Genomic DNA, 24,149 nt, shown 5'->3' with positions numbered 1-24,149 from the left:
GATGACGTGCTGATTGCGTGCGTCGACGTAGTATGCGCCGATATTGCGAAAACGGTGTTGCAATAGGTGATTTTCCTGTTGCAACACCGTTTTCGCTTGCAGAGACGATTTTTTGTGCTGAAAAAATCAGTCGATTACGCCGTACAGACGGTCGCCTGCATCGCCCAAGCCTGGCACGATGTAGCACTTGTCGTTGAGCTTTTCGTCGACGGCGCACACCACGACCTTGAATTCGATGGACGGGTCGATGTTCTTCTCGACGAATTCGATGCCTTCCGGAGCGGCGAGAATGCAGACTGCGGTGACGTCCTTGGCGCCGCGTTCGGCCAGATAATGGGTGGCTGCGACCAGTGTGCCGCCGGTGGCCAGCATCGGATCGATCAGGAAGCACTGGCGGCCGGTCAGGTCGTCGGGCAGGCGGTTCGCGTATGTGATCTGCTGAGTCGGATGCTCTTCGTCGCGCTTCATGCCAAGGAAACCGACTTCGGCGGAGGGGATCATCTTGGTCATGCCATCAAGCATGCCCAGGCCTGCGCGCAGTACCGGCACGATCAGCGGACGCGGCTTGGCGATGGACTTGCCGACCATCGGGGCGACCGGGGTTTCAATCGGCTTGTCAACGACTTCGAGTTCGCGGGTCGCCTCATAGGCTTCCAGCATGACCAGTTCGGAGACCAGTTCACGGAACGTGGAGGAGGGAGTGTTCTTGTCGCGAAGAACGGTGAGCTTGTGTTCCACCAGCGGGTGGTTCAAAACATGTACTTCCATAGCTATCAAGCGTATCTCAAAATATGGAAGAACACGATAGTGCAGAGCAAGGTTGAAAGGGAAGCGCCGAACCATGAAAGCGCCTGTCGGCGCAAAGGCCGCTCGCAGCGGCAAAAAATGGAGCCCGGGGCTATGCATGGCCCGACGCGAGTAATTATTGTACGAAATTTCCTGTGCTGTACACGCCGTAAAAATTAATCCAACTTGCCGCGTCGCCACAAGTGGGCGCCGTGGCGGAAATCCTTCGCCGTGCCAATCAGATTGCCTGCAGTGTGCAGCAATCGTGCGGCCTTGCCGCGAATCGAAGCGGCCTGTAAAGCGGCATTATCATCCGTATCGGCGTTGCTTTCCAACGCTTCCGCGTGCTGTGTCATACGGCGCGTTTCAATACGCAATCCCAGCGCGACGACATCGGTAAAAGCGGCGGCGCGATCCAGCGCAACCGCAAAATCGCCAGTAAAAGCGCCTGCAAGAATCGAATCGGCGGTAGCGGCGATGTCATCTTCCGCCGGCATGTGATCGATGCCTGCAATCGCGGAAGCCGACGTCGCAACAGGCTCGCCGATGCGCCACAGGCGGGCGATCGAATCACGGCGCTGACGCATCCAAGAGCGCAGCATATACAGGCGCCACAGAATGCCCGGCAGCGAATCAGGTTCGGCGTGACTCCACAATTCCGCAATCACATCCACGCCTTCACGTTCGACCAGCGTCAGGACTCGCTCCACCAGCTCGAGGTCGTCGCTATGATGCACTCGCGACAGTAACGCCGCAGCCGTCGCATGGCTGATTTCATTGATTTCCTGCGGATCGGCGCCGCCCATAAGGCCGTCCATCAAGCCTGCATCAAGCTGCCCCGGGCGCGACGGGCGGGGCGTGCCGGTATGCGTGAATCCGGCGGAACGCGAGGCGACGATGGATCCGGTGCCGTAATGCATGGCGCTAGTAGACAAGTGAACCAATCCTTTGAATGTCAATAATGCGAGGGCCTTTTGGCGTATTAATAATAAACATGGCCACGGCCGTTCCCGTCGGCATGTACGGCGATTTCGCAATCAGATGCTTTGCCAGTGCGTGAGATGCGCACATGTTACGCAAATGTTCGAACATGCCGCCGATGACAGGCCGATGCATACAGATTGCCGTAGTACGGCGGGCCGCAAGAGAGCGTGTGATCTCGCCGTAGAACGCGTTCCATGCGGCGTCGGGATCGTCAGCGAACGCGTCTTCGGTGAGCTCGTCAATGTGGATCATCGGACGATTCGTCTGCCATGACAGTACCTGCAACGTCTGCTGGCAGCGCATCCACGGCGAAGTGGATAGTCGCGTCGGATTGAAACAGGCCAATTCGCGATTCAGCGCGTATGCCGCCGCAGCGCCGCGCGGTGTGATGGGGCGTGCCGCGTCGGAGCCTTTCCATGTTTTGCGCGCCTCGGCTTTCGCGTGGCGCACCAGCAGTACGGTTTGCACGTCGGCGGCGCCTTCTTCGATGCGGTCGACGAATAGGGCGAGTATGTCTTTATCGGTGGAATGCGTAAGTTTTTTACGCGCCTGCGCTATGGAAACCCAAATGATATCGTCGATTTCGCCGATGTCGGCGCGCTGTACGGGGCCGAATGCGTCAAGCAGATGTTCGGTGTCGGTGGCGCTGATTTGATGCGCCATCCAGAAACGCACATGTTTGACCGGGGCGGTGGTATCTGCGGAAGCGCGTCGGCGATGTGCTTTGTCTTCGTCGGCCAGCAGATATTCGGCGTCGCCCAAATACGGGCCGAGCGCGACGGGAAGGCCGGTTTCTTCGCTGATTTCACGCACTGCTGCGTGGCGATGCGTTTCGTTGAGATCGAGTTTTCCTTTTGGCCAGCTCCAGTCGTCATATTTCGGACGATGGACGATACATACTTCGATGGAGTCGAGTAGTTTGCGACGCTGCTTTTCGCTGGGATCGGTCGGCGTGATCGGCAGGGAAGCGGGATCGGGGTCGGCGGCGTCATTGTTGGCGGTGATGGCGTTGCCTGGAAGCGAAGCGTCGCGCTTGCGATAGAGGATGCCGCCGGCAGTTTCTACGATTTTTCTCACTTCGTTTGCCATGCCTTTCATTGTATGCCCGCAGCGTAGCGCCGGTCGCTTCGCAACGTAGTTTGTGGCTAACAATGGTGATGGCCGGCTTTCCTCAAGGGAAAACCGGCCATCACCATTACCGTAATACGGCGTTATGCGCCGTATTAATTATTGCCTCGCGGACGGCGAGTGTGCTTCTTGATCAGATACTCCTGGCTGTCAACCAACGGGCGTCCCTCTTCATCCTTCGAATGACGAATGTACGTGCCGTCCGGCTCCATATGCCATGAAGCAGTGGAATCGGCCATCTGCAGGTCGACATAGCGAATCAGCTCATCCACCTGCTCCGGAGCGGTGACGCGCACCAATGCTTCGACTCGACGGTCAAGGTTGCGGTGCATCAGATCGGCCGAACCGATCCACACTTCCGGCCCGCTTGCCGGGCCCTCGCCGATCTGCGGGCCCGCGGAATTCGCGAACGCGTAGATACGGCTGTGCTCGAGGAAACGGCCAAGAATGCTGCGCACGCGAATGTTCTCGCTCAATCCTGGAATGCCCGGCTTCAGCGCGCAGATGCCACGTTCGACGATGTCGATCTTCACGCCGGCCTGGCTTGCACGGTACAGCGCGTCAATCGTTTTCTCATCAACAATGGAATTGACCTTGATTTTAATCCACGCTTCCTTGCCGGCACGGGCGGCATCCTCTTCACGGCGGATGCGCTGAATGATGCCGGTGCGCACAGTACGCGGGGCAACCAACAGACGGTGGAAGCTCGACTTCGGAGCGTAGCCGCTCAACTGGTTGAACAGACGGGTCAGATCCTGGCCGACCACCGGATCACAGGTCAGCAGACCAAGATCGGTGTAGCTGCGTGCGGTCTTCGGATTGTAGTTGCCTGTGCCCACATGGCAGTAACGGCGCAGGCCGTCGGCTTCCTGACGGACCACCAGCGACAGCTTGCAGTGCGTCTTCAGACCGACGATGCCATACACCACGTGCACGCCGGCGCGTTCGAGCTTACGAGCCCAAGCGATATTGGCATCCTCGTCGAAACGCGCCTTGATCTCGACCAGAGCCAGCACCTGCTTACCGGCATGTGCGGCGTCGATCAGCGCGTCGATGATCGGGGAATTCGAGCTGGTACGATACAGCGTCTGCTTGATTGCCAACACCTTCGGATCGGCTGCAGCCTGAGCCAGGAAAGCCTGCACGGAGGTCGAGAAGGAATCATACGGGTGATGCAGCAGAATATCGCGCTCGCGAATGGCGGCGAAAATGTCCTGCGCACGGCTCGATTCGACTTCGGCGATCTGACGATTCGTCGTTGGCACGAACGGACGGTATTTCAGGTCCGGGCGGTCAATGGCGCCGAGTTCGAACAATACGGTGGCATCCAGCGGGGCTGGCAGACGGTACACCTCGTCCGGGGTGACGCGCAGCTGGTCAGCGAGCAGCTGGGAGAGGAACGGGCTGGTTTCGTCGGAGATCTCCAAACGAATCGGCGGTCCGAAGCGACGGCGCAACAGCTCTCGTTCCATGGCGTTGAGCAGATTCTCTGCATCATCCTCTTCGACGTCGATGTCCTCGTTGCGAGTGACGCGGAAGGACCGGGCTTCCTTGATGATCATGCCCGGGAACAGGGATTCCAGATGCGCGATGATCAGGTTCTCCATGGTGATGAAGCCATATCGTACGTTCTCGGCATCGTCCTCGGTCAAATCGCTGACCGGCACCAGTCGGTTGAGGTTGTCGGGGATCTTCACACGGGCGAAGTGCGATTTGCCCGAGTTCGGGTTTTCCACCAGCACGGCGAGGTTGATGGAACCGCCGGAAATGTATGGGAACGGGTGAGCGGGATCCACGGCGAGCGGCGTCAGGACGGGGAAGACCTGCTGGCGGTAGTAGCGTGACAGACGCTCCTGCTCCGCGGTGGTCAGCCGGTCCCAGCCGAGCAGCACGATGTTTTCCTTCGCCAGGTCGGGGAGGATGTGCTCGATCAGATAGTGGGCGTGTTCGTCCTGCAGACGATGGGCCTGTTCGCTGATTGCGCGCAGCTGCTGGCGCGGGCTCAGGCCGGAGGCTGCGGTGACGGCGATGCCGGTGTCGATGCGACGTTTCAGGCCTGCCACGCGGACCATGAAGAACTCGTCGAGGTTGTTCGCGAAAATCGCTTCGAAGCTGGCGCGTTCGATGATCGGAAGATCTTCGTCCTGCGCAAGCTCGAAAACGCGCTTGTTGAACTTGAGCCAGCTCAGTTCGCGGTCGAAGAAGCGGTCGTTGGGCAGCGGTTCTTCGCCGGCGATCTGCTCGCGTTTATCCGACTTGTCGGTTTCGGCGATATGCTCGGCTATCTGGCTGCGCAGAATAGCCTTTGAGGATGCGTCAAAAATCTGTGCCATACTCCAATACTTTACGTGCAAAGGGCGGGGAAAGCACAGTAGTCGTTTCAAAAATTCAAGTGCTGTTCATGTTTCGCTACGACACGCCGCAGAAGGATGTGTGCAGGCTGTGCGATTGAGCAGATGCAAACAGAAAAGTGACGCTGATTTTTCGAGGATGTTCGTTTTGTTGACGATATGGCGCTGTAAATGAACAATGATGGGAATGTCTAAAAATGCTTATAGAAAAATGTCGATTTGGCTTGCATATCGGGGGAGCTGCGAATATATTTACAAGTACAAGGACAACTTAACAGAGCAGAGCCCACAAAGAGTGTATGGTCATGAGGACTGTTACGTTGAACGGGCATTGGAAAGACTTACCGTTACGACGATGATGTTGTGCAGAGATTCTGCTCTTGGTGTTCTTGTTGAAAAGGCCCGCTTCGGCGGGCCTTTTCGTTTGTTCTGATGCCTTTCGGTTATCCACAGGCTTGTGGACGACACTCCGGCGATGTGAATAACTTCGTCTCTTCGTCCACAGACCTTGATTGAGATTGCGCAGCACGCCGGATTCACGTTTCAATCTGTTTATGAACACGCAATCATATTCAGCGGAATCTTCACCGCCGCGCAGTTATCCGAAAGCGGTGGTGGATTATGGGCGGCGCAACCAATCCGTTGGCGAGCATCGTCGCCCGGCGACGCAGTCGGCCATGCGGCGTAGCGGCGGTCGGTTTGGTCCGGTTTCCACAAGCGTGAGCGTTGACATGGGAACCGCAACAACCTGCCATAACGTTGTGGTGCTGAGTGCGCCCAGCGGAGGCATCGGATTGAGTACATTATCCGCAATGCTGGCGTTTGCTTTGCGGCGCCACGACTATAAAGTGGCACTGGTCGACGCCGATTTCGCTGCCGGTGGTTTGGACGTGCTGCTTGGTCTTGAAGGTAATCCTGGCCTGAGATTCAGTGATATCGATGCGCCGCTGGGGCACATCGAAGGCAGCGCCCTATATGAGGAGCTGCCGCATTGGGAAGAGATTGCAGTGTTATCGTGCGATCCGTGGAACGGGCGTATTCCGGATCGCTGGGAGTTGCAGGCTGCGGTGCGCGCATTGTCCCTGATAGGCGACGTTGTCGTGGTTGATGCTGGCAGGGGGCGTGAAATAGAACATGTTCAAGCATTGAGCGAAGCGTTGCAAATCAGCGTGATAGAGCTGTCCGTACTCGGTTTGGCACGGGCGAAAACGCATGCGGCCATGTTGAAGGATGCACAATGCCCGAACGTAAAATATGCGGCGATGAAGCCGAGGGGTGGCGCAAAAAGCAGCGGTGGAGTCAGCGTGGATGAAGCATCGAGTTATATCGGAACCAATGTGTCTCCTGTTTTTCGTGAAGACGCGAAATTATGTGCCAATTTGCTTGATGGTTTGGGTATCCAGAACATCGGCAGGCGCAATCGAAAGGCGGTGTTCGCATTGGCTGATCAGATTGAGCAAGCGTTGGGATTGGACCATGAATAGACGATTAAAGAGACACGTGAAAATGCGCTGGCTTCAGCGTATGCGATGTTAATGATTTGCCGGCGATGAGGTAGCCGCGCAAATAACGTGCGTCACTGATTTCCTTGTGCCGGTTGGCACATATGCGCGATGGCCGTCATAGCCGACTGTCATGCGCGTGCCGGTCGGCGTGTTCCTGCCGGCAGATATCGAATATCGCGAAAGGAGAGCAATGGAGCTGGGCCCTCTCACTGCATTGAGTGAGGATCCTTCTGTTACCGATGTGGCTGTTACCTGTGACGGCCGCGTGTGGGTCGATCAAGGCGATGGCATGAGTGAATACCCGTTGGATACTCCTTTCTCCAGTCCTCGCGTTGTGCGCGAATACGCCGTGCGATTGTGTTCGCAATTGGGACGGCGTCTGGATGATGCTTGTCCGATTTGCGATGCATCCAATGCGCAAGGTGTGCGTGTGCATGCCGTGATTGAACCATTGGTGCCGCAGGGGGCGGCGATTACCATACGTTTCCCCGACCGCGTCGCGCCCAGGCTTGATACGTTGGCTATGGGCGGATTGTTCCCCGCCGTATGGCTGCCGTTGTTCCGCGGTTTGATTCATAATCGCGCGACGATCCTGATCACAGGTGGAACGGGCGCCGGTAAAACCACATTGCTGAAAGCGTTGCTTGGGCAGTGCAATGATGCGGAGCGCATTATCACAGTGGAGGAAGTGCGCGAACTTGGTGGTTTAAGCAATCCCAATCATGTGTCATTGGTGACGCGTGAAGCCAACGTGGAAGGTGCGGGCGCAATCGGCTTGCCCGAACTCGTGAAGGCGACGTTGCGCATGAGGCCTGATCGAGTCGTGCTGGGTGAATGCCGAGGCGAAGAGATCGCTGACTTGTTGCGTGCATTCAATTCCGGCCATCATGGCGGTATGACTACATTGCATGCTGATGATGTTCCACGTGTGCCGTCGCGATTGATTTCCCTTGGATTGCTGGCGGGGCTTGCCCCGCAGGCGTTATCCATGCTGGCGGAAGGATCATTCGACGTAGTGTTTCACGTGGAACGTTTGCGAGGTGTTCGACGCATAACGCAGATTGGGCGGCTGGTTGCGAGCCCGGAAGGATTGCGCGGCGATACGTTGCTCGCCTGGGATGGGCGTTGTGCGGTTGCGGGGCCTCATTGGAGCGCTTTCGCGCAACGATGGTCGCAGGTCGGCGGCAAAAGCAAGGGGCGCGCATGAATGATTGTACGATAATCGCACTGTTCGCCTCTGTTTGTTGCGGCTATGGATTATGGGCCGTTTGGGAATCCGGCGATACGGCGTTGAGTCGGTTGGAAGCGCTCGCAGTGGCAAAACGACGTTCATCCGCATCGCGCATCGGCTTGGCCATGGCCATTGCGTCGGCCATTGCATATGTTCGTAGCGGTGGCACATTGCTGGACGCATTCGGTCGGCAGCATGGCATGCGATTCGCCGTTGCGAGATTGACCGCGGAACGATTGTATGAAGTATTGGCAAGCCAGGCCGAACGCTCGGATAGCGAAGCCAAAATCAGGCATGTGGCCATGGAGCTTGAAGCGGCCTGTCAATTGAGTGCGTCCTTGGGCTGCGAGGCGGCGCGCTGTTTGGAAGCGGTTTCAGCGTCGCTCAGGCGCGCGGAATTATTGGAAGACCTGCGCAAAACGGCGTTCGCCATGCCCAAGGCGACGGTGAATATGCTGACGGTGCTGCCGTTGATCACCTTAGTGTTAGGTGAGATTCTGGGCGCGCGGCCAGTGGCCTTCCTGCTGTCCGGCGTACGCGGATGGCTGTGTCTGATTATTGGCGGAGCTTGGTATGGGCTGGGACTGCTGTGGGTCCGCGTATTGATACGAAATATGGATTCGGAAATGCTGCCAGGCGACAGCTCTCGCGGTGAAAAGCATGCAAGACGGCGTACGTCGCATGCTGTGTATGAGGGGGATCCCATACGCGACGAAAGGGGCGGCGATGGCTGATTTTTGGAGCATATTCGGATCATTATGCGCGGCAATCGGCGTTATTGTCGTGTTGTCGTTGCGATGCGATGGGGAGAAGCGTTTTTCCGGTTGGCTGTTTGCCGGCCGTGATGAATTGGGCTCTGGTATCGCATCATTGACGTTGATTTTGGAAATGCTTGCAGTGTCGATTTCGCAGGGGGCGTCGATTCCTCATGCGCTGATTTCCGTCGGCAATATCGTCGGTGCGGTATTGGGACGCGGCATGGCAGCTGTTGGCGAGTCGCTGCATCACGGTAGCGGATGGCATGAGGCCTGGGCGTGCGCGATGACTGCATATGATTCGTCGGCTGGCTGCGGTGACCAATCGTGTATGGCGCAGAGTGATGAGGCATCCTATCCGGAAGAGGAAAGCGCGATGGAAGCGTTGCTGATGATCCGTTCGGCTTTGGAAACTTCGTGGAATCATGGAACCTCTCCAGTGTTGCGTTTGCGCACGACGATTGAACAGTTGGATAAGCGTTCGCGTGCGACAATCGAACGTAATGCCGCGGCGCTGTCGGTGAAATTGCTGATGCCGATGGGATTGTGTTTTCTGCCCGCATTCGTCTGTATTGGTGTGATTCCGTCCATCGCATCGTTTATGGGATAACGCCGGGAAAGTTATCCATAGTGTTGTGGATGACACTCCGAGGGTGTGAATAACCGTTTCTCTTCGACCACATATACCGAAAACACCACCTTAAAAATGCAAAACCTGTCATAGTGGAACGACCCGGTCGCCCGGCCGGGAACCACCAATGAAAGGAATGCCATGAATTTCGGAGAACCTGTCATCGTCGACAGGCATAGCGGAATGCTGCGTACTGCCAAAATCGGCGTGGGCAGTCTGTGCGAACGAGCTAAACGTCAATCGATCCTGCTTGACGCAAAGTTGCGCACGCTTACGTCGGAACCGGAAGAAGGCGCAGCCACAGCCGAATATGCAGTCGTGCTCGTTGCGGCGACCGGTTTCGCCGCGTTGCTCGTTGGTATTTTGAAATCCAATGCGATCAAAACCCTTTTGACGGACATCGTTGAAAAGGCCTTGAGCGTAGGGTGATTCATGATGGTCATGCGTCGGATACGAGCCATGGCCAATATGACGGATGAGGGAGCTGCCACTGCGGAATTTGCGGTGGTGCTCCCCGCCGTAATGGTAATGGCCATACTTTTGCTATATCTTGCCCGAGCCGTCATCGTATCAATGAGCTGTCAGGATGCGGCGGCAACAATCGCCCGAGAATTGGTGGTGAATGGTGACGTCGATGCGGGTGCTTTGGCTCAGCGGATTGCGGGGAACGGAGCCTGTGTGTCCGTTGCCGAGCAAAGCGATCAGGTGAACGTCATTGTGCATTGCCCGGTCATTCCTGATCCGTTGGGCATCCTGCCGGAAATGGTTACCGGGAAAGCGACAGGAGTGCGCTGATGTCACAAGCGAATAATGAGCGCAATACATGTGATATTTGCAATTCGCGCCGTAGATGCGACGTGAAACACGTCGTGTGCCGTGCCATGCGCGGCTCGGATTCCGGTTCGGGCACTGTGGTCGGCGTAATGCTTATTGCCATGACGGCCATTCTGATTATTACCGTGGCGACTGCCGGCGGTCTGCTGATTCGATATCGCGCGGTGTCGTCGATGGCGGACCTTGCGGCCATATCGGCGGCAACCGCATTAATGGACGGTTCCGGAGCGGATGAATCATGCAACGTTGCTCGTCGCTCAGTGCAATCCGGTGGCACAAGCGGCATAAGCCTGGAATCCTGCACCGTGGATGGCGAAGACGTGCAGGTCGCCGTCACTGCGGAAACGGGAATCATGCTGGCTCCGAATATACGGAGAAGCGCCCGCGCCGGACCAGTGCCATGTGAATAAGTTGACAATCATCGGCGGTTTGTACGACACGGACGTGTGATGCTAGCGTGCCGAGGACGGAGGCGGTTATCGTAACTATATGAGAGAACTGTACGCAGATACTACCGTGGCGATGATTGGTAATCCGGCCTCTGACAATGGCAAGGGCGCCAAAATCATGGAACAGGTATTCGACCTGCTCTCCAGCGAGGGCGTTAAGCACGGTTTCGGCGTCATCGACCTGACCGGTGACAGTTTTCAAGATTCCCTGCACAATGCGCGCTCGCAGCGTGGCTTGTACGACTATCTTGTTGTGGTCGGCGGCGATGCCATGGTGGCGCTTGGCGCGAATGCGGTCGGCTGCAGCAAAACCCCGCTGGGCATTGTCGCCGTTGGGTCCGGTAATGATTTCGCCCGAGGTGTGAAACTGCCGATTAATCGTGTGCAGACTGCGGTTGACGGCATCGTTGGCGCAATCGTGCGAGATGCGCATATCGATGTGGATATGGGACGCATCGTATCGTTGCCTGGCGGTCAGGCAGTGGACAATTCCACAGGTGATGAGCTCGCCGAACCGACCGAAATCGACTGCTTCTACGGTGGCATGCTGTCATGTGGTTTGGATGCCGGCGTCAATCGTCGCGCCAACCATTCTCGTCTGCCGGGAGGCTCCTTGCGCTATTTTGCCGGAGTGGTAGCCGAACTGCTGCATCTGAAGAAGTATGGGTATCACATCAAGGCCACGCTGGCCGACGGTACGGTGGAAGAAAGAGACATCATTTCACCAATGCTGACCGTAGCGAATTCACGTCATATCGGTGGCGGCTTGGAAGTCTCTCCGTATTCGCGATTCAATGACGGCCTGCTGGATCTGATTTGGATCGACCACATGCCGAATATCGGCGAAATCGTTGATGCGGTATCCCGCGCATATACGGGAGGTCTGCTGGGCAGCAAAGTGTTCGGCTGGAAACGTGTGCGTGAAGTTGAGATCAGTCATGCCGCCGACGGCGAGGAATTGCCGATTCTCATGGCCGATGGCGAATATGTGGGTCATCCGCCGGTAAAGGTCACCGCCCAAGACCGTGCGCTGCGCGTGCTGGTGCCGCCAGCAGTCGCTCTAGACCATGGCGCCGGCGAATCCGACCACATCGCCATGCGCATCCGCCGCGATGGCCGTGATCCCCTCACCGGCGAATTCGTGCGCTGACCCAGTGCTGCATCTGTGCGGCAGGGCACTTGGCGGTTCAAAGTTGCGGAATATAATCCACAACTTTGCTTTTTAAGAGTGGATTGTGGATCATATTCCTCATTTTTTAGTGTGGAAAATGATTGGCTACCGTAGATTACGAATTGCGTGCTTGATTGCCTGATCGGTCGCTTTGCTCAATCAGAAGACCGGTCGTGCATGGTCGCCGAACAGTCGCAGTCGGCACAGCCAATAACAAAAACGGGGAGGACTTGCATCTTCCCCGCATTGCCTTACGGCGTTTTTCCGGTCACTGGTCACTGCACATATTCATTGAGGTGCAGCGTTTGCGCGGCCACCTGTTTGATGACTTCGTCGCTGGTCTCAGGATGCTTGCGCAGTAGCGAGATCATGCCGACGACCAGGATATAGAACGATTCATGCACATTGCTGATGGGCATTCCGTGCAGGCGGTCGAAGTCCTTGACCGCGGTTTCGCAGATGTAGTCGGCGATGCGGCTGACGGTGGAATCGATGAAGCGAAGGTATAGCTCGGCATTGCCTGTTCGCATGAGCTGGGCGCTGAGTGGGCCCTCGTCTGCGAGGATGTCGCGGAACACCTGTACCAGGTCCTCGAGCGCCTGATTGATGTCGCCCTCTTCCCGTTCGTCGTTCCAGCGCTGCAGGCGGGCCAGAATGGAATTGACTGCGGACTCGAGCAGCGCATCGGCCACGTCGTCCTTGCTCTTGAAATAGTGGTAGAACAGCGACCTGGTCATATTGGCTCGTTTGGTGATGTCGCTGATCGTGAGGTTTGAGAAGCCTGTGTCGAGGCATGCTTCTCGGGTCGCCTGAAGAATCTGTTCGCGTCGAGCGTCGCTGCGACGGCGTCGAGGCGTGTTCTCTTTGTCGTGGGTGTCCATCATGGCCTCCTCGTATCGTGTGTCGTCTGTCTTGCTCTGTTGTTCGATTGTTATGTCGTGTTTGGGAATATGCGAGGTCATGAGGATGAGTCTCGTTCTTTTTAAGCAGCTTAAGTGTAGCCGATAATTGACAAAATGTCAAATTCTGTAACATTTTTGATTTCACTTCGGCATTCTTCGGGCGTGCCGTATCGTGCGCGCCGGCAGGCCGAGCGCGTAGCCGCCTTGCGGTACTTTGGAGGGTATGGCACTTGCACTCTATCGACGCTATCGACCCGACACCTTCGACGGGGTTATCGGCCAGGACCAGGTCACGGTTCCGCTGATGCGAGCCCTTGACGAGGGCAAACTTACGCATGCCTACCTCTTTTCCGGCCCGCGCGGTTGCGGCAAAACCAGTTCGGCCCGTATTCTCGCACGCTGCATCAATTGTGTGAAAGGCCCCACCTCGCATCCGTGTGGCGAATGTGAAAGCTGCAAGGATCTCGCGGTCGGCGGCCCCGGCTCCATCGACGTGGTTGAAATCGATGCCGCAAGCCATAACGGTGTGGATGACGCCCGTGAATTGCGCGAACGTGCAGGCTTTGCGCCGGCCCGCGATTACTACAAGATCTTTATTCTCGACGAAGCCCACATGGTTACCCAGCAGGGTTTCAATGCGCTGCTTAAAATCGTTGAAGAGCCGCCGGAACATGTGATGTTCATTTTCGCGACCACCGAGCCCGACAAGGTGATCGGTACGATTCGTTCGCGCACCCACCATTACCCGTTCCGTCTGATTCCGCAGGAAATCATGGGCCCATATTTGGAAGGCGTGTGCGAAAAGGAAGGCATTCGCCCTGAGCCCGGCGTTCTTCGTTTGGCGATGCGTGCCGGCGGCGGTTCGATGCGTGACACCTTGTCTGTGCTCGACCAGCTGATGGTGGGCGCAGTCGATGGTGCGATGACGTTGGACTCGGCCGTCGCGTTGCTTGGTTTTACGCCGGATACGTTGATTGGCGAAGCCATTGATGCGGTGATCGACCGCAATGGCGAAGCGCTGTATGGCGTGATCCAGAAGGTTGTCGTCGGCGGTTTTGATCCGCGTCGTTTTGTTGAGGATCTGCTGGCCCGCGTCCGCGACCTGCTGGTGTTGACGTTGGGCGGCGAACGTGCGGAAAGCGTGCTGAGTGATGATGCCGCCGCGGAAGACGTGAATGATTTGCGCCGGCAGGCCTCTGCGTTGGGATTGCCTGCATTGACCGCAATCGCAGACATTATCAATGACACGTTAGGTAGTATGACGGGGGCGATTTCGCCGCGTATGCGATTGGAGTTGCTGGCCGCTCGATTGCTTGCCGGCAGGGAAAATGATTTTGCAGTGGCACAACGTGAAGCCTCCGCAGGAATGCCCGCCACGACTGCGGCGCAGTCTGGTGATGCATCTGCACAGCAGAATCCTGCGGTAAAGCGTGGCGGTTTTATCGGAAGCCGTGCGGCGTCGGCAACGTTTGCGCAAACGCAGCAATCCAATCCTGCCATGACTGCGCCGACTGTGACTGCATCGACTGCGCTTGCACCCGAATCGGCGAATGCGCAAATTGATGCGTCTGCATCGGCGAATTCGTCGATTGCGTCTTCGCCTGCGACGACGTCGTCTGTCACCGCGTCCGAACATACTGCAGCCAATATCGCAGACAATACGGCGAGCAGCACCGCCGAAGCGGTCCCCCGGCCGGATAATCGCACGCCCGACGAACGGTGGGACGCGCTGGTCGCCGCAATGCCGCCGGAAGTGCAGCGCTATATCAATCGCACTAAGGTGCCGCGCATTAATCTGTCGCCCGATCCCAAGAGCGGCCAGAAGCGTCTGTGGATCAAGTTCGACGTGCCGCTGAGCAAGTATGCGTTCGCCATGGCGGCCACCGATGAAGCGATTAACGGTAGCAACAAGGTGCAAGACATCGTGCGCGCTGCCGTGCGCGCCGAATTCGGACAGGATGTGGCGTTGGCCCCGACGCAGAAAATGGCTGACGGGCAGGTGGCGCCGCCGCTGAGCAAGCTGTCGCCGCAGGACATGCAGCGTATCAAATTGCAGGTGTTGCAGCAGGATCTGAATGCTGCGTCCTCGGGCATGGCGTTGGGCGCGGCGCTGTCTGGCGCATCGTCGGTTGGCGCGGCCTCCGGTGCCGCATCTACGGCATCTGCGGCGTCGTCGGATGACGAGGACCAGTGGGCGGTTTCTTCGAAGCAGCCCGAGCCGCGCGGATTCGCTGCAATGCATTCCGCCATGTCGGATTTGGCGACGGACGATGACGATCCTTGGGCCACGCCGCTCGCGGCCACATCGACCGTTTCTCCGTCGTCATTCGCGGCCTCTTCGAATACGGCCTCTACGAACACATCGTCTGCAAACATGACGCCCGCCGCGCAGGAATCGTCGCATAGCAAGCATGTGGCTGTGCCGGATACCAGTGATGACATTGATCCCTGGGCTCAACCGCTACCGTCAGCAAATGCTGGTGCCGATTTTGGCGGCGCCTCCGCGAATGCTGCGTCGAATGGTGCCGTGCGGAATGATGCGTCGATGAACGCGAATAATGCTGCGAACAATGCCGGCGAATACGGCGGCACGCAGCATGGCGAGCACCATTTCCACGCCGTTCCGGTGGTGGAGAACGCTTCCTTTAATGGCGCCAATGCTGGTAATGATGCCAATTCCGGTGGCACGACCGCTGCGGATCCGTGGAATCAGCAGGCATCCGCTCCCGTACCGCAGGTCGCGCCGGAAGAGGACGAGTATTCGATGAATGACGCGTCCTTGGAAAGCGCGTCGATGATGAGCGTCGAAGACGTCGCCAAAATGTTCGAAGCAAAAGCGATTGAAGAGTTTGCGGCTGACGATCCTAAGAACCCGCGCAATATCAGGATAAAGAAAAATTTGGAAACCTGAAATCGCGCGTAATCCTGAATAATTTCAGATTGAACGATTGCAAATATTGTGCGTTGCAAAATATCGCAGAATGATTGTGTGATGTGTTTTGCGCAATGCAAATCGGCGCAGCAGCACACTGCGCCGCGCAAAACCGCATATTTCGCGCGGCATATAGAGAGGACACGCATATGGCTTTGGCGTATGACGGCGCCATTCAACGGCTTATCGACGCGTTTTCGCGCTTGCCCGGCATCGGGCCGAAAGGTGCGCAGCGCATCGCCTTCCACCTGCTGAGCGCATCCGATGAGGAAGCACAATCGTTGGCCGACGCCATCACCGAGGTCAAAACTAAGGTGCGATTCTGTGAAACCTGCGGCAACGTGTGCGAAACCAGTCCTTGCCCGATTTGCGTCGACCCGCGTCGCGACCATACGCTGATCTGCGTTGTCGAAGAGCCGAAAGATGTGATGAGCATCGAGCGCACGCGCGAATATCGTGGTCTGTATCACGTGCTCGGCGGCACCATCAATCCGATGGCCAACGTCGGCCCATCCGACCTGAATATCGCGTCGTTGTTGGATCGGCTTAAAACCGACGAAGTCAAGGAAATCATTCTTGCGTTGAATCCGAATATCGAAGGTGAGGCGACGACGACATACCTGAGTCGACTGCTATCACCGCTCGGACTGCGCGTCACCCGCCTGGCCAGCGGTTTGCCTGTCGGCGGCGACTTGGAATACGCAGACGAAATCACATTGGGGCGTGCATTGCGCGGGCGTCGCGAGGCGTGACATTTGGGCGCGGCTGACATGTGATTTGGTGGCGCGATTCCGTATCGTGGGCGCAACTAATGGACGACGTCTCTGCGTTTTTATAATCGACCTACCTGCGTAAAATGTACGGCAGGTAATTCCCTGAAGAAGATTGGACAGCTGTGGCTCTTATCGTGCAGAAGTTCGGCGGCTCATCCGTTGCCGACACAGATTCCATCAAGCGCGTGGCCCGACGCATCATCGAAACCAAGAACGCCGGCAACGACGTGGCCGTCGTGGTTTCCGCCATGGGCGACACCACCGACGACCTGATTGATCAGGCGCTCAGCATCGATTCCAATCCGCCGGCGCGCGAGATGGACATGCTGATGACCGCAGGCGAGCGTATTTCGATGAGTTTGCTCGCCATGGCAATTCATGCGGCCGGCTCCCATGCTTATTCGTTCACCGGTTCCCAGGCTGGTTTTATGACCGACGCACAGTTCGGCGCCGCGCATATCAAGGCGGTGAAACCCGATCGCGTACAACGCGCTCTGAGCAAGGGCAGCGTCGCCATCGTGGCAGGCTTCCAAGGCATCAACGAAGGCGGCGATGCGACGACGTTGGGCCGAGGCGGCTCCGATACGTCCGCTGTCGCGCTGGCCGTTGCGCTGGGCGCTGATATTTGCGAGATCTACACGGATGTGGACGGCATCTTCACCGCCGATCCGCGCATCGTGCCGACGGCGCGACGCATTCCGGTGATTGACTATGACGCGATTCTGGAAATGGCGTCCTGCGGTTCCAAGGTGCTGGCACTGCGATGCGTGGAATATGCACAGCGCTTCAACATGCCACTGCATGTGCGCAGCTCTTTCTCGCATCGTCCGGGCACGCTGGTTGTGCCGGAAGGCATCGATCCGCGAACGCTGCCGAATCTGCGATAGCCGGGCGCCGGCCACGCACGTATGATATACGAGTGCTGGCCCGCGTTCTGATTTGTGCGCGCATATGGTCGCATGCGGCGATGCATTGATTGCAGGCTCCGGCCATAGGTTTTGATTACAGGTTTTGACTACACGTAAAGGCGAAAGCAAATGAACGAAAACGAAAACAAGTCCATGGGCGATCTGTTCCCTGACCTTGGCCCGGAAGCCCCGGTCATCTCCGGCGTGGCTCACGACCGCAGCGAATCTCTGGCGACGCTGCGCGGCGTGCCGAACGAGCCGGGCATGGCCGCCAAGGTGTTCACCAAGCTGGCTGAAGCCGGCGTGAACGTCGACATGATTGTGCAGGCGGGTGCCTCCGTCGGCACTGCCGATATTTCCTTCACCGTGCCGGGAGTCACCGCCCCGATCGTTCAGGATGTTCTTCTCGACAAGCAGGAGGAATTGGGCTACCAGTCCTTCGATATCAATGCGAATGTCGGTAAGGTCGCTGTCGTGGGTGTCGGCATGAAAACGCATTCCGGCTTGGCCGCGAAGTTCTTCAACGCGCTGAGCGAGAAAGGCATCAACGTGTTGATGATCTCCACCTCGGAGATCCGTATCGCCGCGTTGGTGCCGCTTGCGCAGCTGGACGAGGCCGTCAAGGCTCTGCATACCGCCTATGGCTTGGATGCAGATCAGGTCGAAGCCGTGGTCTACGGCGGCACCGGCCGCTGAGCCACGCAGCTAGGCAGTCCCAATACCTAAAAAAGCCTCCCATCTCCTGCACCCAGGAGTCGGGCGGCTTTTCATTTCGTTAAACCCCTGTGGTTTTAACGGTTTGAAGGCTTCAGAATCTCGATTTTCGTTAAAACCCCAGGGTTTTAACGAAATTGGTCGGCTGCGAAGTCCTAAAACGTAACCTCCCTAAGGGTTTTACGTTTTAGGGCATTCTGAGGCTCATATTTCGTTAAACCCCCTAGGGAAATTACGGTTGAGAAGCTGAGCTGGGTGAGGCAGCCAAACTGTCGGCAGCCCCACCCAGGCTGCTGATGCTTACTTCTTGGCGATGTAACCCAAGGCGGTCAGCATTTCGGCGCTTTCCAAGGCGCCGCCGGCAGCGCCGCGCAGTGTGTTATGCGCCAATCCGACGAACTTCCAATCAAAGATGGAATCCGGGCGCAGTCGGCCGATCGAAACGCCCATGCCGCCGGCGTAATCAACATCCAGACGCACCTGCGGGCGGTCATCTTCCGTCAAATACTGGATGAACTGCTGCGGCGCGTGCGGCAGTTGCAGCTTCACGGCATCGCTGGTGTAATTCACCAGTCGGTCGATCAGCTCCTCCTTCGTGACGGTCTTACCGAAATTCACAAAAACGGTTGCGGTATGGCCATTGAGCACAGGCACGCGAATGCACTGCGACGTAATGCGCAGCGGGCCTTCGAACGGCACGATTTCGCCCTTGGAAGCGTCCACATGGCCGAACACCTTCAACGGCTCCTTTTCGCTCTTCTCCTCTTCGCCGGAGATGAACGGGATGATGTTGCCTTCCATCTCGGGCCATTCGCGGAAGGTCTTGCCTGCACCGGAAATCGCCTGATACGTGCTCACCACCACTTCGCGCGGCTCGAATTCCATCCATGCGGCCAGCGCCGGCGTGTACGCCTGAATCGAGCAGTTCGGCTTGACGGCGATGAAGCCGCGCTTCGTGCCCAGACGCTTGCGCTGATATTCGATCACCTCGTAGTGAGAGGAGTTGATTTCCGGAACCACCATCGGCACGTCCGGCGTCCAGCGATGCGCGCTGTTATTGGAAACGACCGGCGTTTCCGTCTTCGCATACGCCTCTTCGATCGCGCGAATCTGATCCTTCGGCATATTCACCGCGCAGAACACGAAATCAACGTTCTTGACTACGTTTTCAATGTCAGCCATGTCAAGAACGGTCATGTTCTTAACGAATTGAGGCATCGGAGTCTCCAGCTTCCAACGGCTGCCGACGGCCTCTTCGTACGTTTTGCCCGCGCTGCGCGCGGATGCGGCTAGCGTGACCACTTCATACCACGGATGATTTTCGAGCAGCGTGATGAAACGCTGGCCGACCATGCCGGTGGCGCCGAGAATGCCGACCTTTAATTTTTCGGACATAACAACCTCTTGCTGTGTTGAATGCTCTTTTGCTTACATGCGGACAGTGCGTGGCCGTGCCGCGGTTTTTCTTCCATCTTACGAACGTGCGCAACATCGCCGGCCGCGGCTTTCATATTGCGGGCCATCGCGTCGCCGCAGCCAAATCTTCCATTATTCACAGCCCGACGCGTACACTGGATGTCATGTCAAAGGCATCAGTAGAAGCGCAGAAACAGCTTGACCGCATTGTGGCGCTGGGCTACCCGGATGTGGCCGATATGAGTGCGGCCGCGTTCCGTGCACTTGCCCGACCGCTGATTCGCGCGCTGGAGGATTCCGATTTGGGTATGGATATTCTGCTGATTCCTACGCGCGAGCTGGTTTCGCCGGAATCATTGATCGCGCGAACCTCAATCAATCGCATGGCCGGTTTCACGACGATGCCTCCGCGTGATATCGCCAGTTTCCTGCCGCAGGACGGCTTCGAACCGCCGGAAGGGCCGTTCTATCTGGTGATTGAGCCGCATACCGGAACCTGCTACATCAATCGCGAACCGGATGTGGCGCGCAAGCTCATCGATTCCGACGAGCGCACGCCGCTGACCTTGGAGGAGGGACTGGCCATCGCCACGCAGCATCCGGAATGGTTGCTGGAAAAGAATGGCTTCAACCTGCTGGGGTCGCGCAGTGCGGACGGCCGCGTGCCCAGCATTTGGCTGAGCCAGAACGCGCCGCATCTGGGCGCGGTCTGGCCGAATTCGCGTCACACCTGGTTGGGCAACGCATATTGCATGGCCCGTCGCGGCATCAGCCTGTTCGAATGATTTTCGAATAATCATTGCGATTGATATGCAATTAGTAAACATGTTTGCTGATTGCAATAGACAGCATTGATTGCAATCATGCGCAATACTTTGCGATTACTGCATTAATCGAATGCGGTGCTCGCAATCATGCATGATCGTCAATGATTATCGCTACACAATTTCGCGCTTTACCGGCGCCTTTTTCTCAGCATCCTGGCGATTGTACGCACTGCGCCGATCAATCCGGCTGAAATCAGACTGGTAACGGTGGCAAACACCTGCGGACGGCGCAGTTCATTGCGAAGTCCGATCGCGTCGGTCACGCAATGATCGGCGAAGAATATGCGCAATTCATTACTGGAATATCGCCCGACCAGGTCGCCCCACGTCAGCATGCGCGTATCGTATGCGGCCGGATTGCTTTCATGGAATTCGAAAAGGCGGATGCCGCGCAGCCGCGACTTCGGCCCGTACGCTTCGAATCCGCAGGTCGGCGCGTAGCCCAAATCCAAGCCGTGTACATGCCCGACGAACGAGTTCTTATGATCGTGGCCGCAATACAGTGCGAAATATCCGCCGGCATCCCGTAAAGCCTCGACCTCGCCAACATTTTCGTCGGCGCAGCCGATGGCCTCGCCCAAACGCGAACCCGGGCGGCAAACACGCTCATCGATAATATAGCAGTGGCCTGCGAATGTGCGCGCGCCCTCCACCGCATTCGGCGTCCAAGCCGGCACTTCGCGCAGGCAGTCATAGAATTCCTGCGGTGCGATGTGCTGGAAGGCGATTGAGGGCACCGGATGCCCGTCGCCGTTCATCGCGCCCAACGTATGCTGCACATCCCTCAACCAGGCCAACGCCTGCGGCGACGGCGTGCCGTAGCCGTCGGAATCGGCCAAGTCGAGACCGCGAGAATTAGTGGCGTATCGTAGTGTTTCCAACGTTTCCGCCGCAGCTTCAGCAGGGGACTGCTTATCGTCGGCGTTTTCGGCGTCTTCGATGGGGGCGGCGGTCTTAGTGCTTGCGGTGCCGACGCTACCGGCGGCATCCGGGGCGTCGGCATAATCGCCGGAATTGACCAGCATCACGCTCATTGCGATGCGGCCGGAGCGGTCTGAGGCTTCAATCGGCAGTGCGAACGTGCCGGGCTCGCAGGCAAGCGCGGCATCGGCATCATCATTGTGCGGCGCCGGAGGATTCAAGCATCCTTCGAATTCGCGGTAGATGTCATCCTGCTCGTCGGCGAGGATGCCGCATTGAAAATCATGATTGCCGTACGTCGCCGCGAAAGGAATCTTATGGCGCATCGCGGGGGCTAGGAATTTCGCGAATGTGACGCGCACTTTTTGACGGGCGTCTTCAAGCATCTCCTCCGCGGTTGCGCCGGGGGCGACCGCTGGCTTCTTGCCGTGCAGCCGTGCTTCGAGAATCGTCACCGCGCGCACGCGCATGCCGTGACGCTCGCCGCGGCGGCGCAGAAAAGTGTTCATGTAGGCGGGGTCGTAGCCGCGAATCTGATCGCCGGTGAGCACGATGAGATCGGGGTTCGACGCATGGATTGCGGCGTCGATCAGTCGAATCGTGTCGAGATTCACATTCGGGCCGTCCTGAATGTCGGCCATCTGCAGCACGCGGAAGGTGCCGTCCTCGTGGAAACGCAAAGCCATGAATCCCTACTGTAATCGGAAAACGGCCAGTGGGGGGCGGGCTTTGCATCCGCGTACCGTCATATCGAAATACGTGGCCGTATCCTGAAATGTCCAACGAGATGCCCTGCCGGGGAGCGATAGAATGAGAGGTTGAAATATCAACCGTAATCAGAGGAAAAGGAGGAACGGAATGGGTCAGGATCAATCGTCAGTGTTTGATCTTGCGGCGGTGGCCGCAGCGTCCAACGGGGGGAACAACGACCCGCTGCTGCCTCCGGCACGATTCATTGGTGAGCCACAGCGCCCAAGCAAAATGCCATACAACAAGTACGTGGCCTACGACAGGCAGGTCCCGTTCGACTTGCCCGATCGCACGTGGCCCGGCAAACGTCTGCAGCGCGCGCCGCGCTGGTGCTCCGTCGATCTGCGCGACGGCAACCAGGCGTTGGTCAACCCGATGGATTCCGAACGCAAGCTGCGCTTCTGGAATCTGCTCGTATCACTGGGATTCAAGGAAATCGAAGTCGGCTTCCCGAGCGCATCCGAAACCGATTATGACTTCATTCGCATGCTGATTGAGCGCGAGCTGATCCCGGACGACGTGACCATCGTCGTGCTGACCCAGGCCCGCGAACATCTGATTCGCAAGACCTACGAATGTCTGCAGGGCGCCAAGCGTGCGGTCGTGCACTTCTACAATTCCGTATCCGTGCTGCAGCGCGAAGTCGTGTTCCGCAAAGACAAGGCCGGCATCAAGAAACTCGCCACCGATGCGGCCGAACTGTGCAAGGAACTTGAAGGCGAAGCCAAGGGCATCGACCTGTATTACGAGTACTCTCCGGAATCCTTCACCGGCACCGAACCGGATTATGCCGTCGAAGTGTGCAACGCCGTCATCGACGTCATCAAACCGACCCCGGAACACCCGATGATCATCAACCTGCCTGCAACGGTGGAGATGACCACGCCGAATGTGTTCGCGGACGAAGTGGAATACGTGTCCAACCATCTGCAGGACCGCGACGCCATCGTGCTTTCGCTGCACCCGCACAACGATGAAGGTATGGGCGTGGCCGCCGCCGAACTCGGCATCCTCGCCGGCGCCGACCGTATCGAAGGCTGCCTGCTGGGCAACGGCGAACGTACCGGCAACGTCGACCTGGTCACGCTGGGCCTCAACATGCTCACGCAGGGCATCGACCCGCAACTCGACTATTCGAACGTGCCCGACATCCGTAAGACCGTCGAATACTGCAATCAGATCAAGATTTCCGAACGCCACCCGTATGCGGGCAGCTTCGTGTTCACCGCATTCTCCGGCTCCCATCAGGACGCCATCAAGAAGGGGCTCGAAGCCCGCCAGATGGCGGCCGAACGTGCAGGCGCGGAATTGGACAACTTCCTGTGGCTCGTGCCGTATCTGCCGCTCGATCCGAAGGACATCGGCAGCACATACGAGGCCATCATCCGCGTGAACTCGCAGTCCGGCAAGGGCGGCATGGCCTACCTGCTCAAGACCAACCACAATCTTGACCTGCCGAAGCGTCTGCAGATCGAATTCGACAAGATCGTTCAGGCCTATGCCGACGAAACTAAGAAGGAAGTCAAGGACGAAGTCATCTGGCGTCTGTTCAAGGACGAGTACCTGCCCGTCGAAGAATCCGGCGCGACCGCTGCGGGTGCGATCGTCGGCGACAGCAAGGACGAGACCCTGGAACAGTGGGGACGTCTCAAACTGCTCAAGGTCGCGGTCTCCTCCGGCGAAGACGGCTCCGACACCGTGCTCAAGGCCAAGCTACTCGACCGCGGCCTGAACCCGGGCAAGGACGAACCGGTGATTCGCGAAGTCTCCGGCATCGGCAACGGTCCAATCGCCGCATTCCTCAACGCCGTGTCGAACTTCGGCATTACCGCATCCGTGCTGGATTACGCCGAACATACGATGGCCTCCGGTACGGACGCCATGGCGGCATCCTATGTGGAATGCCAGGTGGGCGAGGACGCCGAAACCCAGATCGTGTGGGGCGTCGGCATCGATTCGTCGATCATCACCAGCTCTCTGAAAGCCATCATCTCCGCCATCAACCGCTCTGAGCGCTGAGCAGCTTCCGCAGCTTGTCAGCTTAAACCAATTCGAGGCCGTGCCCGCCAGCACGGCCTCGAATTATATCCAGAAACGTCGTATCAGTACTGATATGACGAATGTGGGGTGTGTTCTGCGGTAATCAGCAGAACACACCCCACATAATCGTCTGATAATCAG

General features: G+C 57.6%; 21 protein-coding genes. 14 read left to right on the top strand and 7 right to left on the bottom strand.

The window, feature by feature from the left end:
- Positions 1-126 precede the first annotated feature (126 nt).
- From upp to AC1AWD_RS06150, 4 genes are all read right to left on the bottom strand, one after another.
- On the bottom strand, positions 127-768 hold the full coding sequence (gene upp / locus AC1AWD_RS06165; protein WP_476564748.1) for a uracil phosphoribosyltransferase: 642 nt from the start codon (positions 766-768) through the stop codon (positions 127-129).
- A 194-nt stretch (positions 769-962) separates the two neighbouring features.
- Positions 963-1,706 carry a hypothetical protein gene (locus tag AC1AWD_RS06160; RefSeq protein WP_476564982.1) on the bottom strand — a complete coding sequence of 248 codons (744 nt, stop codon included), beginning with the start codon at positions 1,704-1,706 and terminating at the stop codon, positions 963-965.
- A gap of 4 nt (positions 1,707-1,710) precedes the next feature.
- Positions 1,711-2,868 (bottom strand): NUDIX hydrolase, encoded by a 1,158-nt coding sequence (locus AC1AWD_RS06155; protein WP_476564746.1) that lies wholly within the window; start codon positions 2,866-2,868, stop codon positions 1,711-1,713.
- 125 nt (positions 2,869-2,993) lie between these two features.
- A complete protein-coding gene (locus tag AC1AWD_RS06150) occupies positions 2,994-5,231 on the bottom strand; it encodes an RNA degradosome polyphosphate kinase (protein WP_476564744.1) in 2,238 nt (745 codons plus the stop codon).
- Between the two features lie 572 nt (positions 5,232-5,803).
- On the opposite strand from AC1AWD_RS06150, the gene AC1AWD_RS06145 reads away from it, so the two are divergent.
- The 8 genes from AC1AWD_RS06145 to AC1AWD_RS06110 all read left to right on the top strand — a co-directional run bounded on the left by AC1AWD_RS06145 (position 5,804) and on the right by AC1AWD_RS06110 (position 11,804).
- Positions 5,804-6,733 (top strand): P-loop NTPase, encoded by a 930-nt coding sequence (locus AC1AWD_RS06145; RefSeq protein ID WP_476564742.1) that lies wholly within the window; start codon positions 5,804-5,806, stop codon positions 6,731-6,733.
- A 211-nt stretch (positions 6,734-6,944) separates the two neighbouring features.
- Complete coding sequence (locus AC1AWD_RS06140; protein WP_476564740.1) at positions 6,945-7,961, top strand: CpaF family protein; 1,017 nt, start codon at positions 6,945-6,947, stop codon at positions 7,959-7,961.
- Positions 7,958-8,719, top strand: a complete 762-nt coding sequence (locus AC1AWD_RS06135) for a type II secretion system F family protein (RefSeq protein WP_476564738.1) — start codon at positions 7,958-7,960, stop codon at positions 8,717-8,719. The genes AC1AWD_RS06140 and AC1AWD_RS06135 overlap by 4 nt, the downstream gene beginning before the upstream one ends.
- Positions 8,712-9,350 carry a hypothetical protein gene (locus AC1AWD_RS06130; RefSeq protein ID WP_476564736.1) on the top strand — a complete coding sequence of 213 codons (639 nt, stop codon included), beginning with the start codon at positions 8,712-8,714 and terminating at the stop codon, positions 9,348-9,350. Before AC1AWD_RS06135 ends, AC1AWD_RS06130 begins: the two co-directional genes overlap by 8 nt.
- Positions 9,351-9,554: 204 nt before the next feature.
- A complete protein-coding gene (locus AC1AWD_RS06125) occupies positions 9,555-9,800 on the top strand; it encodes a DUF4244 domain-containing protein (RefSeq protein WP_476564980.1) in 246 nt (81 codons plus the stop codon).
- 6 nt (positions 9,801-9,806) lie between these two features.
- Positions 9,807-10,166 carry a TadE family type IV pilus minor pilin gene (locus AC1AWD_RS06120; RefSeq protein ID WP_476564978.1) on the top strand — a complete coding sequence of 120 codons (360 nt, stop codon included), beginning with the start codon at positions 9,807-9,809 and terminating at the stop codon, positions 10,164-10,166.
- The gene (locus tag AC1AWD_RS06115) at positions 10,166-10,615 is read left to right on the top strand and encodes an Rv3654c family TadE-like protein (protein WP_476564734.1); all 450 of its coding nucleotides are present in this window, start codon (positions 10,166-10,168) and stop codon (positions 10,613-10,615) included. The genes AC1AWD_RS06120 and AC1AWD_RS06115 overlap by 1 nt, the downstream gene beginning before the upstream one ends.
- Before the next feature lie 79 nt (positions 10,616-10,694).
- Positions 10,695-11,804 carry a diacylglycerol/lipid kinase family protein gene (locus AC1AWD_RS06110; RefSeq protein WP_476564732.1) on the top strand — a complete coding sequence of 370 codons (1,110 nt, stop codon included), beginning with the start codon at positions 10,695-10,697 and terminating at the stop codon, positions 11,802-11,804.
- A gap of 296 nt (positions 11,805-12,100) precedes the next feature.
- On the opposite strand, the gene AC1AWD_RS06105 is transcribed toward AC1AWD_RS06110, so the two are convergent.
- Positions 12,101-12,709 carry a TetR/AcrR family transcriptional regulator gene (locus AC1AWD_RS06105; protein ID WP_476564730.1) on the bottom strand — a complete coding sequence of 203 codons (609 nt, stop codon included), beginning with the start codon at positions 12,707-12,709 and terminating at the stop codon, positions 12,101-12,103.
- A gap of 241 nt (positions 12,710-12,950) precedes the next feature.
- On the opposite strand from AC1AWD_RS06105, the gene dnaX reads away from it, so the two are divergent.
- The 4 genes from dnaX to AC1AWD_RS06085 all read left to right on the top strand — a co-directional run bounded on the left by dnaX (position 12,951) and on the right by AC1AWD_RS06085 (position 18,036).
- Positions 12,951-15,638 (top strand): DNA polymerase III subunit gamma/tau, encoded by a 2,688-nt coding sequence (gene dnaX, locus AC1AWD_RS06100; protein ID WP_476564729.1) that lies wholly within the window; start codon positions 12,951-12,953, stop codon positions 15,636-15,638.
- A 170-nt stretch (positions 15,639-15,808) separates the two neighbouring features.
- Positions 15,809-16,411 (top strand): recombination mediator RecR, encoded by a 603-nt coding sequence (gene recR, locus AC1AWD_RS06095; RefSeq protein WP_476564727.1) that lies wholly within the window; start codon positions 15,809-15,811, stop codon positions 16,409-16,411.
- Between the two features lie 143 nt (positions 16,412-16,554).
- Positions 16,555-17,319 carry an aspartate kinase gene (locus AC1AWD_RS06090; RefSeq protein ID WP_476564725.1) on the top strand — a complete coding sequence of 255 codons (765 nt, stop codon included), beginning with the start codon at positions 16,555-16,557 and terminating at the stop codon, positions 17,317-17,319.
- Between the two features lie 150 nt (positions 17,320-17,469).
- The gene (locus AC1AWD_RS06085; RefSeq protein WP_476564723.1) at positions 17,470-18,036 is read left to right on the top strand and encodes an ACT domain-containing protein; all 567 of its coding nucleotides are present in this window, start codon (positions 17,470-17,472) and stop codon (positions 18,034-18,036) included.
- A 318-nt stretch (positions 18,037-18,354) separates the two neighbouring features.
- Here the strand turns inward: AC1AWD_RS06085 and asd are convergent, their stop codons facing one another.
- Positions 18,355-19,449 carry an aspartate-semialdehyde dehydrogenase gene (gene asd / locus AC1AWD_RS06080; protein WP_476564722.1) on the bottom strand — a complete coding sequence of 365 codons (1,095 nt, stop codon included), beginning with the start codon at positions 19,447-19,449 and terminating at the stop codon, positions 18,355-18,357.
- A 185-nt stretch (positions 19,450-19,634) separates the two neighbouring features.
- Here asd and AC1AWD_RS06075 point away from each other — a divergent pair, with 185 nt between their 5' ends.
- Complete coding sequence (locus tag AC1AWD_RS06075) at positions 19,635-20,255, top strand: DUF5701 family protein (RefSeq protein WP_476564720.1); 621 nt, start codon at positions 19,635-19,637, stop codon at positions 20,253-20,255.
- 170 nt (positions 20,256-20,425) lie between these two features.
- Here the strand turns inward: AC1AWD_RS06075 and AC1AWD_RS06070 are convergent, their stop codons facing one another.
- Positions 20,426-21,904 carry a metallophosphoesterase gene (locus AC1AWD_RS06070; RefSeq protein WP_476564718.1) on the bottom strand — a complete coding sequence of 493 codons (1,479 nt, stop codon included), beginning with the start codon at positions 21,902-21,904 and terminating at the stop codon, positions 20,426-20,428.
- 172 nt (positions 21,905-22,076) lie between these two features.
- On the opposite strand from AC1AWD_RS06070, the gene leuA reads away from it, so the two are divergent.
- Positions 22,077-23,987: a 2-isopropylmalate synthase gene (gene leuA, locus AC1AWD_RS06065; RefSeq protein WP_476564716.1), complete on the top strand. Its 1,911-nt coding sequence runs from the start codon at positions 22,077-22,079 to the stop codon at positions 23,985-23,987.
- Positions 23,988-24,149: the final 162 nt, after the last annotated feature.

This window comes from Bifidobacterium sp. LH_512 (genome assembly GCF_056356435.1).
Note: the sequence above shows the minus strand (reverse complement) of the source record. Positions and strands in the feature narration are given on the sequence as shown.